The sequence below is a fragment of the Pseudomonas sp. FP453 genome (assembly GCF_030687495.1).
Taxonomy (GTDB): Bacteria; Pseudomonadota; Gammaproteobacteria; order Pseudomonadales; family Pseudomonadaceae; genus Aquipseudomonas.
Map to the genome: position 1 here is coordinate 4845404 of NZ_CP117435.1, position 15226 is coordinate 4860629.

Annotated in this window: 15 protein-coding genes; 7 read left to right on the forward strand and 8 right to left on the reverse strand. The window is 62.0% G+C overall.

Annotation, left to right across the window (positions count from 1 at the left end; all coding sequences use genetic code 11):
• Positions 1-10: 10 nt before the first annotated feature.
• The 7 genes from PSH87_RS21985 to PSH87_RS22015 all read right to left on the reverse strand — a co-directional run bounded on the left by PSH87_RS21985 (position 11) and on the right by PSH87_RS22015 (position 7520).
• Positions 11-694: a pentapeptide repeat-containing protein gene (locus tag PSH87_RS21985; RefSeq protein WP_305431115.1), complete on the reverse strand. Its 684-nt coding sequence runs from the start codon at positions 692-694 to the stop codon at positions 11-13.
• A 105-nt stretch (positions 695-799) separates the two neighbouring features.
• On the reverse strand, positions 800-2221 hold the full coding sequence (locus PSH87_RS21990) for an amino acid permease (RefSeq protein WP_305431117.1): 1422 nt from the start codon (positions 2219-2221) through the stop codon (positions 800-802).
• A gap of 604 nt (positions 2222-2825) precedes the next feature.
• The gene (gene rluB, locus PSH87_RS21995; RefSeq protein WP_305431118.1) at positions 2826-4034 is read right to left on the reverse strand and encodes a 23S rRNA pseudouridine(2605) synthase RluB; all 1209 of its coding nucleotides are present in this window, start codon (positions 4032-4034) and stop codon (positions 2826-2828) included.
• A 227-nt stretch (positions 4035-4261) separates the two neighbouring features.
• Positions 4262-5182 (reverse strand): SMC-Scp complex subunit ScpB, encoded by a 921-nt coding sequence (scpB, locus tag PSH87_RS22000; protein ID WP_305431120.1) that lies wholly within the window; start codon positions 5180-5182, stop codon positions 4262-4264.
• Positions 5183-5194: 12 nt separating this feature from the next.
• Positions 5195-5893 (reverse strand): ScpA family protein, encoded by a 699-nt coding sequence (locus tag PSH87_RS22005; RefSeq protein WP_177325347.1) that lies wholly within the window; start codon positions 5891-5893, stop codon positions 5195-5197.
• Between the two features lie 120 nt (positions 5894-6013).
• Positions 6014-6643 (reverse strand): L-threonylcarbamoyladenylate synthase, encoded by a 630-nt coding sequence (locus tag PSH87_RS22010; RefSeq protein ID WP_017737984.1) that lies wholly within the window; start codon positions 6641-6643, stop codon positions 6014-6016.
• 13 nt (positions 6644-6656) lie between these two features.
• Positions 6657-7520: a PHP domain-containing protein gene (locus PSH87_RS22015; protein ID WP_257783709.1), complete on the reverse strand. Its 864-nt coding sequence runs from the start codon at positions 7518-7520 to the stop codon at positions 6657-6659.
• A gap of 87 nt (positions 7521-7607) precedes the next feature.
• On the opposite strand from PSH87_RS22015, the gene PSH87_RS22020 reads away from it, so the two are divergent.
• The 7 genes from PSH87_RS22020 (at position 7608) to PSH87_RS22050 (ending at position 13238) form a co-directional block, all read left to right on the forward strand.
• Complete coding sequence (locus PSH87_RS22020; protein WP_124524905.1) at positions 7608-8204, forward strand: septation protein A; 597 nt, start codon at positions 7608-7610, stop codon at positions 8202-8204.
• Position 8205: 1 nt separating this feature from the next.
• Positions 8206-8505 (forward strand): YciI family protein, encoded by a 300-nt coding sequence (locus PSH87_RS22025; protein WP_305431125.1) that lies wholly within the window; start codon positions 8206-8208, stop codon positions 8503-8505.
• Positions 8506-8612: 107 nt separating this feature from the next.
• Positions 8613-9020 (forward strand): translation initiation factor 2, encoded by a 408-nt coding sequence (locus PSH87_RS22030; protein ID WP_017737988.1) that lies wholly within the window; start codon positions 8613-8615, stop codon positions 9018-9020.
• Between the two features lie 7 nt (positions 9021-9027).
• A complete protein-coding gene (locus PSH87_RS22035; protein WP_017737989.1) occupies positions 9028-9705 on the forward strand; it encodes a response regulator transcription factor in 678 nt (225 codons plus the stop codon).
• A 266-nt stretch (positions 9706-9971) separates the two neighbouring features.
• On the forward strand, positions 9972-10436 hold the full coding sequence (locus tag PSH87_RS22040) for a Spy/CpxP family protein refolding chaperone (protein ID WP_017737990.1): 465 nt from the start codon (positions 9972-9974) through the stop codon (positions 10434-10436).
• 68 nt (positions 10437-10504) lie between these two features.
• On the forward strand, positions 10505-11848 hold the full coding sequence (locus PSH87_RS22045; protein WP_305431127.1) for a HAMP domain-containing sensor histidine kinase: 1344 nt from the start codon (positions 10505-10507) through the stop codon (positions 11846-11848).
• A gap of 40 nt (positions 11849-11888) precedes the next feature.
• Positions 11889-13238 (forward strand): CoA transferase, encoded by a 1350-nt coding sequence (locus tag PSH87_RS22050; RefSeq protein ID WP_305431128.1) that lies wholly within the window; start codon positions 11889-11891, stop codon positions 13236-13238.
• Positions 13239-13396: 158 nt separating this feature from the next.
• On the opposite strand, the gene arcD is transcribed toward PSH87_RS22050, so the two are convergent.
• Positions 13397-14824 carry an arginine-ornithine antiporter gene (gene arcD / locus PSH87_RS22055; protein ID WP_305431130.1) on the reverse strand — a complete coding sequence of 476 codons (1428 nt, stop codon included), beginning with the start codon at positions 14822-14824 and terminating at the stop codon, positions 13397-13399.
• Positions 14825-15226: the final 402 nt, after the last annotated feature.

Below are 15226 nucleotides of genomic sequence, written 5' to 3' on the forward strand. Positions count from 1 at the left end.
ATCAAAAACCCTAGGCAACGGACAAGCCCAACTCGGACAACAACATCGACGCCTGGGCTTTGGAAATCACGGCGCCTTTGAACAGTTTGGCATCATTGAGGCGAAACCCGCTCAAATCCGCGCCCCGCAGGTCGGCACCGGCAAAGTTGGCGCCGTTGATACGCGCGTGAGCGAGGCTGCAGTCGATCAATTCGGCCTTGCGAAAGTCGGCATCCGACAAATCGCTGTCGGAGAAATCCAGGTTATTCAGCACCGTGCGGGCAAACGACAACCCAGACAGGAACGCGCTGTTGAGCCGGGTCTCGCTGAAACTCAGGCCCAGCGACGCGCAATGGGTGAAGTTGGCACCGGTCAGCTTGCAGTGCTCGAAACTCGCCTGGGGCAGCTTGCTGCGCTGCCAGCGGGTGTTGTTCAGGTCGCAACTGTGGAACTGCGCTTCCAGCAGGTTGGCCGCTTCGAAGATCGCGAGGCTGGCGCGGCAGCTTTTCCACTGGGTGCCTTCCAGGCGGGCGCCGAGGAAAGAGGTCTGGACAAGGATGCAGCGTTCGAAGATCCAGTGATCGAGCACCATGCGCGACAGGTCGGCACCGCTCAGGTCCACGCCGATCAGGCGCAAAGGGCCGTTGTGCTGGTCGATCAGGTCTTCCAGGTCAGCACGTTGCAGGGTGCCGCCGTCGATGTCGGTGTGGTGCATGGGGCCTCCGAGCCTGTAGCCAATTAAAACGAGGCGCGAGTCTACCCCGTCAACGCCAACAAAAAACCCGGCAAAGCGCCGGGTTTTCCGTTTACGGGAAGGTTCCTACTCCAGAACTGTCCCCGTTGTGCTCAGGGCTGCCTGCGCCTTACGCTTGTTCTTGACCCAATAACACACCGCCATAAACGCCACCCACACCGGGATCGCGTACACCGACACCTGGATCCCCGGGATCATCAGCATGACCACCAGGATAAACGCCACGAACGCCAGGCAGAGGTAGTTGCCGTACGGGTACCACAGCGCCTTGAACAGCGGCACCTGGCCTGTGCGGTTCATGTGCTGGCGGAACTTGAAGTGGGAAAAGCTGATCATCGCCCAGTTGATCACCAACGTGGCCACTACCAGGGACATCAGCAGTTCCAGCGCGTGTTGCGGGATCAGGTAGTTCATCAGCACCGCCACCAGGGTGACCGCCGCCGAGGCGAGGATCGAGCGCACCGGCACGCCGCGTTTGTCGATCTTCGCCAGCGCCTTGGGCGCATCGCCCTGCTCGGCCATGCCCAGCAGCATGCGGCTGTTGCAGTAGGTGCCGCTGTTGTACACCGACAGCGCCGCCGTCAGTACCACGAAGTTGAGGATGTGCGCCGCGGTGTTGCTGCCCAGCATCGAGAACACCTGCACGAACGGGCTACCGCTGTAGGCATCGCCGGACGCATTGAGGGTGGTCAGCAGCGCGTCCCACGGGGTCAGCGACAGCAGCACCACCAGGGCACCGATGTAGAAGATCAGGATGCGGTAGATCACTTGGTTGATCGCTTTCGGGATCACCGTGCGTGGCTGGTCAGCCTCGGCCGCAGTGAAACCGAGCATTTCCAGGCCGCCGAAGGAGAACATGATGATCGCCATGGCCATCACCAGGCCGCCCACACCGTGGGGGAAGAAGCCACCGTGTTCCCACAGGTTGCTCACCGAGGCTTGCGGGCCGCCGCTGCCGCTGACCAGCAAATAGCTGCCCAGGGCGATCATGCCGACAATGGCCACCACCTTGATGATGGCAAACCAGAACTCGGCTTCACCGAAGACTTTGACGTTGGCCAGGTTGATCAGGTTGATCAGCACGAAGAACGCCGCCGCCGAGACCCAGGTCGGGATCTCCGGCCACCAGTAGTGCACATATTGGCCGACAGCCGTCAGCTCCGACATGCCCACGAGAATGTACAGGATCCAGCAGTTCCAACCCGACAGGAAGCCGGCGAAACCGCCCCAGTACTTGTGGGCAAAGTGGCTGAAGGAGCCGGCCACCGGCTCTTCGACGATCATCTCGCCGAGTTGGCGCATGATCATGAAGGCGATAAAGCCGCAGATGGCATAGCCCAGGATCATCGACGGACCGGCGGATTTGAGCACCCCGGCCGAGCCGAGGAACAGGCCGGTACCGATGGCGCCACCGAGGGCGATCAACTGGATATGACGATTTTTCAGGCCGCGTTTAAGCTCGCCTGAAGGGGAATGGGGTCCACTCATGAAAAGGGTCTCACGCAAGGTTTGATGATGTTGAATGCACGTCGCTCGCTCGAATCTCGACTCAAGCAGCGCCGCTCAAACCCCAGCGCAGGCACCAGGAGTACAGCGTGTTTATATCGGTCATGCGTCACCTGTTTGTTTTTATCTGTGACGAAATCGAACCCGTCCGGCTCGTGGCCAGGCGGAGTGATCAGGGTAGGCAAACCCTGGGTCTTGGCCTTTTGCGTGGGTACGCAAGGGGGGTCACAGTAAAACGCGGCGGATTGTACACGCAGACAAGCTTCAGGCCGAGCCCTATCGTCACGGACCAAAACTGTAAGCTAATCCTTACAGCACCACCCACCCTAATAAAAACAGGGCAAAGCCGTAAATTATTCGTTACAGAACGGAACACAGACGTTACAGACACTGGAGATCAACTGTGGGAGCGGGCTTGCCCGCGATGGCGCTCGTTCAGTTAAAGCAGCTTTGGCTGATCCACCGCCATCGCGGGCAAGCCCGCTCCCACAGGTTTGATTGCATTTCAAATTCAAGGCAAAAAAAACGCCAACCCGAAGGTTGGCGTTGTTTCTTGCAGCTTGCCGCTAAAAACTAGCCGCTGCCTTCAAGGCTTCTTGCGACCAAAACCAGGACGCTGACCCGAACCGGCCGGGGCGCCACGGCGCTTGCCCGACGGCTCGTCCGCGACCAGTTTCGGGCCAGGGCGCTTGTTCGCCGCTGGCTTGGCTGGACGCTTGGTGCTGGCGTTGTCGGCCGGGCGCTCGGCCTCACCACGGTTGCTGCGACCACCGGCCGGGGCCGGACGCGGCGTGCGTGGAGCACGTTCGCCTTCCTGGCGCGATGGCGCGGTTGGACGACGCTCGCCTTCGATGTGCGGTTGGCGGGAAATACGCCCGCCCGTGGCCGGCGCATCCAGCGCCGGGCGCACGGTCCGCGCAACGCGCTCGGTACGCGCAACAGGACGCGACGATTTACGCTGCATACGCTCAAGCTTGTCTTTGCTCTTGGCGTTCATCTGCGGCATGGCCACCGGCGTCAGGCCCACTTCGGCACTGAGGATGTCGACTTCGTACTGGCTCATTTCGCGCCAGCGGCCCATCGGCAGGTCGGAGTTCAGGAACACCGGGCCGAAACGCACGCGCTTCAGGCGGCTGACCACCAGGCCCTGGGATTCCCACAGGCGACGGACTTCACGGTTACGACCTTCCATCACCACGCAGTGGTACCAGTGGTTGAAACCTTCGCCGCCTGGCGCCTGCTTGATGTCGGTGAACTTGGCCGGGCCGTCTTCCAGCACCACGCCGGCTTTCAAGCGCTCGATCATCTCGTCATCGACTTCGCCACGTACACGCACGGCGTATTCGCGGTCCATCTCGTAGGACGGGTGCATCAGGCGGTTGGCCAGTTCACCGTCGGTGGTGAACATCAGCAAGCCGGTGGTGTTGATGTCGAGGCGACCGATGTTGATCCAGCGGCCTTCTTTGGGCTTAGGCATCTTGTCGAACACGGTCGGACGGCCTTCCGGGTCGTCACGGGTGCAGATCTCGCCATCGGGCTTGTTGTACATGATCACGCGGCGCACCGATTCGGCGGCCTCTTCACGCTTGATGACCTTGCCATCGATGGTGATTGCATCGTGCAGGTCGACGCGCTGGCCGAGGGTGGCCTCGACGCCGTTGACCTTGATGCGCTTCTGGGTGATCCAGGCTTCGACGTCGCGGCGCGAGCCCACGCCGATACGCGCCAGCACCTTTTGCAGTTTTTCACCTGCTGGGCCGATTTCCTGGCTGTCGTTCTGGTCTTTGTCGTTCATCTTAAGCACCTCCCGGTGGGTCGATTCAGGCGTGGCCCGAAGAGTGTTGAAAGCAGGGTCTTGGCCGAAGAGGTCGGCGAAGGGTCGCGAATCATACGCGTATGGCGCGCATTGCGCATCAGAGACTAGTTGATAAGCCTCAAGTCGTTCACTTTTCCGCCGACCGGTGCCGCCCTCCATCCTTGTGGGAGCTCCCACAGGGGTTCAGCAGTGTTTGCCGGATTGGGTCAGTCTTCGAACTCGCGTCGTTCAGCTTCGATGGCTTCAGCCAGTGCACGGGCTTCGGCTTCTTCGTCGCTCAGGGCCGGCTGTTCGAGGGCGGCGACGGCGGCCAGGAGTTTTTCGCGGGCTTCGGCCACACCGAGAATATCTTCTTCGGGTTCAGGCTCTGGCTCGGGCTCAACGTTTTCAAGGGCCTCAGGCTCGACGGCACCATCACGCAGCAAGTCATCAAAGTCAGTCTTGATGCCCTGCTCCATGTCATCCAATTCCAGCAACAAGGTGTGGAAACTGGTTTCGTCCTTCGGCTCTTCCGGCTCGGCGCTGGCATCCGCCAGCTCTTGCAGGCTGGCGGGCACCGGCGCGTCGTCGAAGTCCAGCACCGGGTCTGGCTCCATCTCGCGCAACTCGGCCAGCGGCGGCAAGTCGTCGAGGTTTTTCAGGTTGAAGTGGTCAAGAAACACCTTGGTGGTGGCAAACATCGCCGGCTTACCGGGCACGTCACGGTAACCAACGATGCGAATCCACTCGCGCTCCAGCAGGGTCTTGACGATATGACTGTTGACCGCCACACCCCGCACGTCCTCGATCTCGCCCCGGGTGATCGGCTGGCGATAGGCGATCAGCGCCATGGTCTCCAGCATCGCCCGCGAATAACGCTGCGGGCGCTCTTCCCACAAGCGGCCGACCCATGGGGAAAATTTCTCACGGATCTGCAGGCGATAGCCCGACGCCACTTCCCGCAGCTCAAAGGCGCGGCCGTCGCAGGACTTGCGCAGGATCTCCAGCGCCTTCTTGAACACCGGCGGCTCGGGGCGTTCGGCTTCTTCAAAGAGTTCGAACAGGCGTTCCAGGGATTGCGGCTTGCCCGAGGCCAGTAGAAACGCCTCCAGCAACGGGGCCAGTTCGCGGGGTTCAGTCAGATTCATCGATTCAGCTCTTTATTCGGCTCGCGCCCGCACGTGGATAGCCGCAAAAGGCTCATTCTGGACCAGCTCGACCAAGGATTCCTTGACCAGTTCAAGCACCGCCATAAAGGTCACCACTACCCCCAGGCGCCCTTCTTCTTTGGTGAACAGCTCGACAAACGGCACGAAACCACCGCCCTTGAGGCGTTCCAGCACATCGCTCATGCGCTCGCGGGTCGACAGCGCCTCGCGGCTGACCTGGTGGCTCTCAAACATATCGCCACGGCGCAGCACCTCGGCCATGGACATCAGCAGTTCTTCCAGGCTCACATCCGGCAACAACTTGCGCGCGCGGGCCTCGGGGGCATCCAGCTTGGGCACCACCACATCGCGGCCGACGCGGCTCAAGCCATCGATACCTTCGGCAGCCGCCTTGAAGCGCTCGTACTCTTGCAGGCGGCGGATCAGCTCGGCGCGCGGGTCGTCTTCCTCGGCTTCCACCGTCTCCGAACGCGGCAGCAGCATGCGCGACTTGATCTCGGCGAGCATGGCGGCCATCACCAGGTACTCGGCGGCCAGTTCCAGGCGCACCGACTGCATCAATTCCACATAGCCCATGTACTGGCGGGTGATTTCCGCCACCGGGATGTCGAGGATGTTGATGTTCTGCTTGCGGATCAGGTACAGCAGCAAGTCCAGCGGGCCTTCGAAGGCTTCGAGGAAGACTTCCAGCGCATCCGGCGGAATGTACAGGTCCAGCGGCATTTCCAGCACGGCCTGGCCATACACCATGGCAAACGGCAGTTCCTGCTGGGCGCCGGCCTGGCTATCGACGGTTTCCACGGCGGACATTCAGGCCTCGACCATGAACGGCGCCGGATCGCCGCAACCGACGCGGATCACTTCCGGCTCGCCATCGGCCAGGTTGATCACGGTGGAGGCCTTGTTGCCGCCGAAACCACCGTCGATGATCAGGTCGACCTGTTTTTCCAGGAGCTGGCGCATTTCGTACGGATCTTCCAGCGGCTCGCTGTCACCGGGCATGATCAGCGACACGCTCATCAGCGGTTCGCCCAGCTCCGCCAGCAACGCCAGGGCGATGGGATGCTCGGGCACCCGCAGGCCGATGGTGCGTTTCTTCGGGTGCAGCAACAGGCGCGGCACTTCGCGGGTGGCGTTGAGAATAAAGGTGTAGGGGCCCGGCGTGTGCGCCTTGAGCAGGCGGAAGGTGCCGGTGTCGACCTTGGCGAACAGGCCCAACTGGGACAGGTCGCTGCAGATCAGCGCGAAGTTGTGCTTGTCGTCCAATTGACGCAAGCGTCGTACACGCTCGACCGCGCCCTTGTCGCCGATCTGGCAACCGATGGCGTAGGACGAGTCCGTTGGATAGATCACCACGCCACCGGCGCGAATGATCTCCACGGCCTGTTTGATCAGGCGCGCCTGGGGGTTCTCCGGGTGAATCTGGAAGAATTGACTCACGTGTTCTACCTGTTCAGACGGTGGCAGTAATGGGGTCATGCTTGAATCGCCCCGACAAGAGCGGCAGGTCTTCAGGTACCTGGCGATACTCGCCGATTTCGGACCACCCACCTGGGCCATGAAAATCACTGCCGGCGCTGACCAGCAGACCAAATTCGCGGGCAAGAATAGCCAGGCTGCCGACCTGTTCAGCGGGTTGATGCCCATTGACCACTTCGATCGCGTGGCCGCCCGCTCCAATATAGTCGCTGATCAGCTTGCGACGCTTGCTGCGGGTGAAATCGTAATGCCACGGGTGCGCCAGGCTGACCCAGGCCCCGGCGGCGCGCAAGGTGGCGACGGTGTCTTCGAGGGTCGGCCAGTGTTGCTTGACGTCACCCAGCTTGCCGGCGCCCAGCCATTTGCGGAAGGCCTCGGCGCGGTCCTTGACGAACCCCTCGCGCACCATCCAATCGGCGAAGTGCGGGCGGGCCGGGGCGTTGCCGCTGTCACCGAGTTCCTGCTGGATCGCCCGGGCGCCGTCGAGGGCGTTGGGCATGCCCTTGAGGCTGAGTTTGCGGCTGATTTCTTCGGAGCGCAGCCAGCGGCCATCGTGCAAAGCGGCGATGGCGGCCACCAGCGGCGCGGCCGTCTGGTCGAAACCGTAGCCGAGCACATGAATGGTGGCGCCGCCCCAGGTGCAGGACAATTCCACGCCGTTGACCAGTTGCATGCCCAGGGCCTGCGCGGCTTCGCGAGCTTCGTCGAGGCCTTCGAGGGTGTCGTGGTCGGTCAACGCCAGGACTCGCACGCCTTTTTCAAACGCACGCGCAACCAGTACCGCGGGCGCCAGGGCGCCGTCGGAGGCCGTGCTGTGGCAGTGCAAATCAACATTCACGGGGATGTGTAACCTCAAGTCAGCTGGCGCTTTCGCTACCTAGGATGTTTGTTATTATGCCGCCACATCCAGCTTCTGGCTCTTACTGTGAAACAATTCATCGACTTCATCCCGCTGTTGCTGTTTTTCATCGTTACCAAAATCGACCCCCGGGTCATCGATATCGCCGGCCACCCGGTGTCCTTCGGAGGCATCTACAGCGCCACCGCCGTCCTGATCATCAGTTCCATCGTCGTCTACGGCGCCATCTTCATCTCCCAGCGCAAGCTGGAAAAAAGCCAATGGCTGACCCTGGTCGCCTGCCTGGTCTTCGGCGGCCTGACCCTGGCCTTCCACAGCGAAACCTTCCTCAAATGGAAAGCGCCGGTGGTCAACTGGCTGTTCGCCCTGGTCTTTATCGGCAGCCACTTCATCGGTGACCGCTTGCTGATCAAGCGGATCATGGGCCATGCGCTGACCCTGCCAGAGCCGGTGTGGACACGCTTGAACGTCGCCTGGATCGTGTTTTTCCTGTTCTGCGGCGCCGCCAACCTGTTCGTGGCCTTTACCTTCCAGGACTACTGGGTCGACTTCAAAGTGTTCGGCAGCCTGGGCATGACCGTATTGTTCCTGGTCGGCCAGGGCATCTATCTGTCGCGCCACCTGCATGACACCGCCCCTACCACGCCAAAAACCGAGGACTGACATGCTCTACGCCATCATTGCCACCGACGTCGCCAACTCGCTGGATAAACGCCTGAGCGTGCGCCCGGCCCATGTCGAGCGCCTCAAGCAGCTGCAAGCCGAAGGCCGCCTCGTCCTGGCCGGCCCGCACCCGGCCGTAGACAGCAATGACCCGGCCGACGCCGGTTTCACCGGTAGCCTGATCGTCGCCGAGTTTGCGTCCCTGGCTGACGCCCAGGCCTGGGCCAAGGCCGATCCGTATATCGCCGCCGGCGTTTATGCCGACGTGGTGATCAAGCCGTTCAAGCAAGTCCTGCCTTGACCCGAGCTTGTGCCGAACCGATTGCGTTCGGCACACAGCTTATTGCTCATTATTCTCGGTAACCTGCCGACAACGTCCTGAATATTCGTGTGGAATCAGGAGTTCCGATGCGCTTACGTCAGTTGTGTCTGTTGGCAGTGGTAATGATCGGGGCTACGGCCCACGCTGAAGAAACCCCGAATACCGGCAATTCGACGCCGCTGTCGTTGAGTGCCGGCAGCCAGATCAGCGAGTTGCAGCAACGCTTGAAAGACAGCGAGCGGCAACGTGAAGAACTGAGCAAGCAACTGCAGAACGCGGATGCCACCCGCGAAAGCGCGCAACTAAGTCGCCTTCGCCAAGAGAACCAACGCCTGTCCCAGCAACTCAAAGAGACACAGGGCGGTGCCTTGACCCGTTGGCTGACCGAGCAACAACAGTGGTTTGTCACCGGTGGGGCCGTCGCACTGATCGCCTTGCTGTGCGGGATCTTCGCCAGCGGTGGGCACCGTCGCCGTCGACAATGGCTAAATTGAGTGAGTCATGAGCGAGCTGTTACTGATAGATGATGACCAGGAGCTCTGTGAGCTGCTGACCAGTTGGTTGAGCCAGGAAGGCTTCCAGGTGCGCGCCTGCCATGACGGCTTGAGTGCGCGTAAAGCCTTGGCCGACACGGCGCCTGCCGCCGTGGTGCTGGATGTGATGCTGCCCGATGGCAGCGGCCTGGAGCTGCTCAAGCAATTGCGCAGCGACCACCCGGACTTGCCCGTGCTGATGCTGTCGGCCCGGGGCGAACCGCTGGACCGCATCCTCGGCCTGGAACTCGGCGCCGACGACTACCTGGCCAAGCCTTGTGACCCTCGCGAACTGACCGCGCGCCTGCGCGCGGTACTGCGCCGCAGCCACCCCGCGGCTGTCTCGACGCAGATGGAACTGGGCGACCTGTGCTTCAGCCCGGTGCGCGGCGTGGTCAGCATCGACGAGCAGGAATTCACCCTCACCGTCTCCGAAAGCCGCCTGCTGGAAGCCTTGCTGCGCCAGCCCGGCGAGCCGCTGGACAAACAGGAACTGGCGCAGATCGCCCTGGGCCGCAAGCTGACGCTTTACGACCGCAGCCTGGACATGCACGTCAGCAACCTGCGCAAAAAGATCGGCCCGCACCCGGATGGCCGGCCACGGATCGTGGCGTTGCGTAGCCGTGGTTACTACTACAGCCTCTAGGCACTGCACAGCTCTCCTGGGAATACTGGTTTCCTGTGGGAGCTGGCTTGCCTGCGATGGCATCACCTGGATTTAACTGACAGACCGAGTTGCCTGCATCGCAGGCAAGCCAGCTCCCACACTTGACCTCATCCGCCTCAACAGTTTTGTCAGCTCCCACCAACCCCCTCTTTACCCAAGCTTTACGCTCCCCTGACTGCCGCTGACCTTCATCTCCGTAATCTACTCACATCCGGACTCACCGGAATAGAGACAGGAGAATCACCATGCGCAAGACCCTTATCGCTTTGATGTTCGCCGCTGCCCTGCCCACCGTTGCCATGGCGGCAATGCCCGACGGCCGCGGCCCGATGGGCGGCCCGGAAGGCCACATGATGGGCGGCCCGGGCCACGGCGGTGAACACGGTCCGCGTGGCAAAGGCGGCCCCTTCAGCCAGCTGGACTTGAGCAAAGAGCAGCGCGAGCAAATCGGCAAGCTGATGGGCGACCAATGGCACGCTCGCAAAGACCTGACCAAAAAGTACCTGGACAAGCTCCCGGCCGCTGAGCAGAAAGCCATGCAGGACGAGATCGCCGCCGGCAAGCAGAAAACCCAGGCGGATATCCGCGCCGTGCTGAAACCCGATCAACAGAAGAAATTCGACGAGATCGTCAAGAAACAAGCCGAGCGCCGTGCCGAGTGGAAGGAATTCCAGGCCTGGAAAGCGCAACAGCCGCAAAAAGCGCAATAATGCCCACGCGTTGACGCTTCCAGCCCAGTGGCCACCGCCACTGGGCTTTTCCTGTTTGAGGGTTTCCTGTGCGCTCATTGTTCTGGCGGATCCTGGCCAGTTTCTGGCTGGCCATCGCTCTGGTTGCCGGGTTGTCGATCCTGCTCGGGCACATGCTCAACCAGGACGGCTGGATTCTCAGCCGCCACCCCGGCCTCGCCAACCTGCCCGAAGAATGGGCGCAACTCTACGAATCCCAGGGCGAAGACGCCGCCCAGGAGTTGCTGCAACAGCGCAAGCGCCAGTACCACATCGACGTGCAGGTGCTCAATGAAAGCGGCGAGCCGGTGGTGCGTGGCACGTTCCCGCGGCGCTCGGCTGCGTTCGAAGCCCGGCAGAATGACAGCAAAGACGGCCATCTGCCGTGGCGCCGCCTGACCGCCGAGTACACCAGCGAAAAAACCGGCGACACCTACCTGCTGATCTACCGCATCCCCCACCCGGAACTGGACGCCTGGCACCGCAGCAGCCTGTTGTGGCCATTGAGCGCGCTGGCGATTGCCCTGGTGGTGCTGACGTTGTTCAGCTTGCTGGTGACGCTGTCCATCACCCGCCCCTTGAGCCGTTTGCGCGGCGCAGTGCATGACCTCGGCCAAGCCACCTACCAGCAAAACAGCCTGGCGCGCCTGGCCAACCGCCGCGACGAGTTCGGCGTCCTCGCCACCGACTTCAACCGCATGGGCGCGCGCCTGCAAAGCCTGATCGGCAGCCAGCGCCAATTGCTGCGCGACGTCTCCCACGAACTGCGCTCGCCCCTGGCCCGCCTGCGTATCGCCCTGGCCCTGGCCGAGCGCGCCAGCCCCGAAGAACGGGAAAAACTCTGGCCGCGCCTGACCCGCGAATGCGACCGCCTCGAAGCCTTGATCAGTGAAATCCTCGTCCTGGCCCGCGTCGATGCCGACAACGCCAGCGCCGAGGACGTCGATCTCGACCCGTTGCTCAAGGCCCTGCAAAAAGACGCCCTGCTCAGCGCGCCCGAGCAAAAGGTGCAACTGAGCGGCGACAGCGACCTGCACCTCAAGGGCTGGCCGACCATGATCGAACGCGCCGTGGACAACCTGCTGCGCAATGCCCAGCGCTTCAACCCAGCGGATCAGCCCATCGAATTGCATGCCCAGCGCCAGGGCGAGCGCATCCTGATCAGCGTGCGCGACCACGGCCCCGGCGTCGACGCCGAGCACCTGAGCCAACTGGGCGAACCGTTTTACCGCGCCCCCGGCCAGACCGCCCAAGGCCACGGCCTGGGCCTGGCAATCGCACGCCGCGCAGCCGAGCGTCACGGCGGCAGCCTGATCCTGGCCAATCACCCGGGCGGTGGTTTTATCGCCAGCATCGAGCTGCCGCTGGAGCCTGGAGTTGTCACACCGGCCTGATGATCTCTTATAGTGGTCCTTCTCTTACGGAGGGCCTTTGATGACTGACCTGCTGACTCCCATCCAAGCCGCACTCGCGCTACCCCACACCCCGCTGGCCGTTACCGAGGCCGGCGCCCTGCCCTCGGCCTTTGCCGTCACCGAACTGGCCAGCGCCAGCCTCGGCGCTGCGGGCCAGGCGGTGGCGCAGTTGATCCAGCAACAGACCGGGCGTTTGCCCGGTGTCAGCGTGGACCGGCGCCTCGCCTCCTTCTGGTTCTCGTCCTCGATCCGCCCGCTGGGCTGGCAAGTACCGCCGCTGTGGGACACGGTGGCCGGCGATTACGCCAGCGCCGATGGCTGGATTCGCCTGCACACCAACGCACCTCATCACCGCGCGGCCGCCGAACGTATCCTCGGCAAGGTCGCCGACCGCGACGAAATGGCCAGCAAGGTTGCCCAATGGAACGCCGCCGAACTGGAGCAGGCGATTGTCGATGAGGGCGGCTGTGCCGCGCAGATGCGCTCATGGCAAGCCTGGCAGGCGCACCCGCAGGGCTTGGCCGTGAATGCCGAGGCGTTGGTGCAGCGTCAGACCGTGACAACCACCTCCGACAAACCCTGGCTCGGCTCAGTCGCACGACCACTGGCGGGCATCAAGGTGCTCGACCTGACCCGCGTCCTGGCCGGCCCGGTGGCCAGTCGCTTCCTCGCCGGCCTTGGCGCCGACGTGCTGCGCATCGATTCGCCGACCTGGGACGAAGCCGGCGTGGTGCCGGAAATGACCCTGGGCAAACGCTGCGCGCGCCTCGACCTGAAAAGCCCCGAGGGCCGGCAGGTATTCGAAGCACTCCTCAAGGACACTGACATTCTGTTCCACGGCTACCGCGCCGACGCCCTGGAACACCTGGGCTACACCGCCACTGAATTACAGCAGATCGCCCCGGGCCTGATCGACGTGAGCCTCAATGCCTACGGCTGGAGCGGCCCGTGGCGCAATCGCCGCGGGTTCGACAGCCTGGTGCAGATGAGCAGCGGGATTGCCGATGCGGGGATGGCCTGGAAACAGGCGGATAAACCGGTGCCGCTGCCGTTGCAGGCGCTGGATCACGCCACCGGGTACTTGATGGCGGCCAGTGCGATCCAGGCCTTGAGCGAGCGCTTGAACACCGGATGCGGCGGTTCGGCGCGCTTGTCGCTGGCGCGCACGGCGGCGTTGTTGGTAGAGGCTGGGCAAGTGCCGCCGCAACCGGCGTTGCGGGCGGAGCAGGCAAGTGATCAAGGTTTGCTGGTGGAACAGACGGCCTGGGGGCCGGCCCATCGATTGCTGGCGCCGGTGACAATCAGCGGCACGCCGTTGCAGTGGGATTTGCCGGCTGGGGAATTGGGGTCACACCGGGCTCAGTGGTGACCTGAAAATCGCTATCGCAGGCAAGCCAGCTCCCACATTTGAACGTGTTCACAAATCAAAAATGTGGGAGCTGGCTTGCCTGCGATGGGGCCCTTACAGTCACTATCAACCCCCCCGACTCAACGACGCCCAATCGTAGGGCGGCGCAAAGGCCAATCTCACAACGTCAACACCCCGCTATACAGCCCATACGCCGCCAACCCGGCACCAGCAATCACACAGCTGAAAATGCCCTTTTCCATGTGGGTAAACAACGGCTGGCCCTGCTCACGCTTGGCCAAGGCAAACAGGATCACACCCGGCGCATACAGCAGCGCCGACAACAGCAAGTATTTCAAACCACCGGCATACAACAGCCACACCGCATAGCCCAGCGCAATCAGGGCCACCAGCAAGTCCTTCAGGCGCTGGCCATGGGCGCCTTCATAGGTCTCGCCACGTCCGCTCAACAGCACCGCATAGGCCGCCGACCACAGGTACGGCACCAGGATCATCGACGAGGCCAGGTAGATCAGGGTGGTGTAGGTACTGTGGGAAAACAGCGTGATCACCAGGAAGATCTGGATCATCACATTGGTCAGCCACAGCGCATTGACCGGCACCTGATTGGCGTTTTCCTTCTTCAGAAAGGCCGGCATGGTCTTGTCATGGGCAGTGGCGTAGAGGATTTCGGCGCAGAGCAACGCCCACGACAGCAACGCGCCGAGCAGCGACACCGCCAGGCCGAGGCTGATCGCCATGGCGCCCCATGGCCCGACGATATGTTCCAGCACACCGGCCAGGGACGGGTTCTGCAGTTGTGCCAGCTCAGGCTGGCTCATGATCCCCAGGGACAGCACATTCACCAGCACCAGCAACGCCAGCACGCCGAGAAAGCCGATCACCGTGGCGCGGCCCACGTCCGAGCGTTTCTCGGCCCGCGCGGAGTACACGCTGGCGCCTTCGATGCCGATAAACACAAACACGGTGACCAGCATCATGTTGCGCACCTGGTCCACCACGTCGCCCAGCTGCGGGTTGCCCAGGCCCCAGATATCCCGGGTGAAAATATGCGCCTCGAACGCCACGGCGGCGATCACGATAAACATCAGCAACGGCACGATCTTCGCCACGGTGGTGATCAGGTTGATAAACGCCGCTTCCTTGATCCCACGCATCACCAGAAAATGCACCGCCCACAGCAACAGCGACGCACAACCGATGGCCACCGGCGTGTTGCCCTGGCCAAACACCGGGAAAAAGTAGCCCAGGGTGCTGAACAGCAACACGAAGTAACCGACGTTACCCATCCACGCGCTGATCCAGTACCCCCAGGCAGACGAGAAACCCATGTAGTCGCCAAACCCCGCCTTGGCGTAGGCATACACCCCGGAATCCAGCTCGGGCTTGCGGTTGGCCAGGGTCTGGAACACAAACGCCAGGGTCAGCATGCCCACGGCGGTGATCCCCCAGCCGATCAACACGGCGCCCACTTCGGCACGGGCGGCCATGTTTTGTGGCAGGGAAAAAATCCCCCCGCCAATCATCGATCCCACCACCAGGGCGATCAGGGCGCCAAGTCGAAGTTTCTGGGCCGGTTGGGACATGGCGACTCCTGGATTAACCACTGTTTGAGCTGACAACTGTGCACTCAACTAATTAACTCAGCGAGTGTAGCGTTTATTAGAGAAGGCGATAAAACAGACATGTTCATAACCTAAAAGCATGTCGCGCCGTGAAGTTTAGGCTTATTTAGATTTTAAATACTGCACAAAACTTAACGCTTATAGCGCTTTTGTGAAACTTCGTTCAAAAAGTTTGCACATCCGAAAAAAGGGGCTAGCTTCAAACGTCCATGCCCCTGACTAAATGATTAACAACAACGGCGAAACCGCTCTGGAAAGCGCCTTCCCGCGTCTTTGTATTGCCCAAGGGATTCCATCCTAAGTCATTAATTCACAATGGAATGTGCCAATGAAGTGATCTGAGTCAGCTGTTTGAATAGCGCA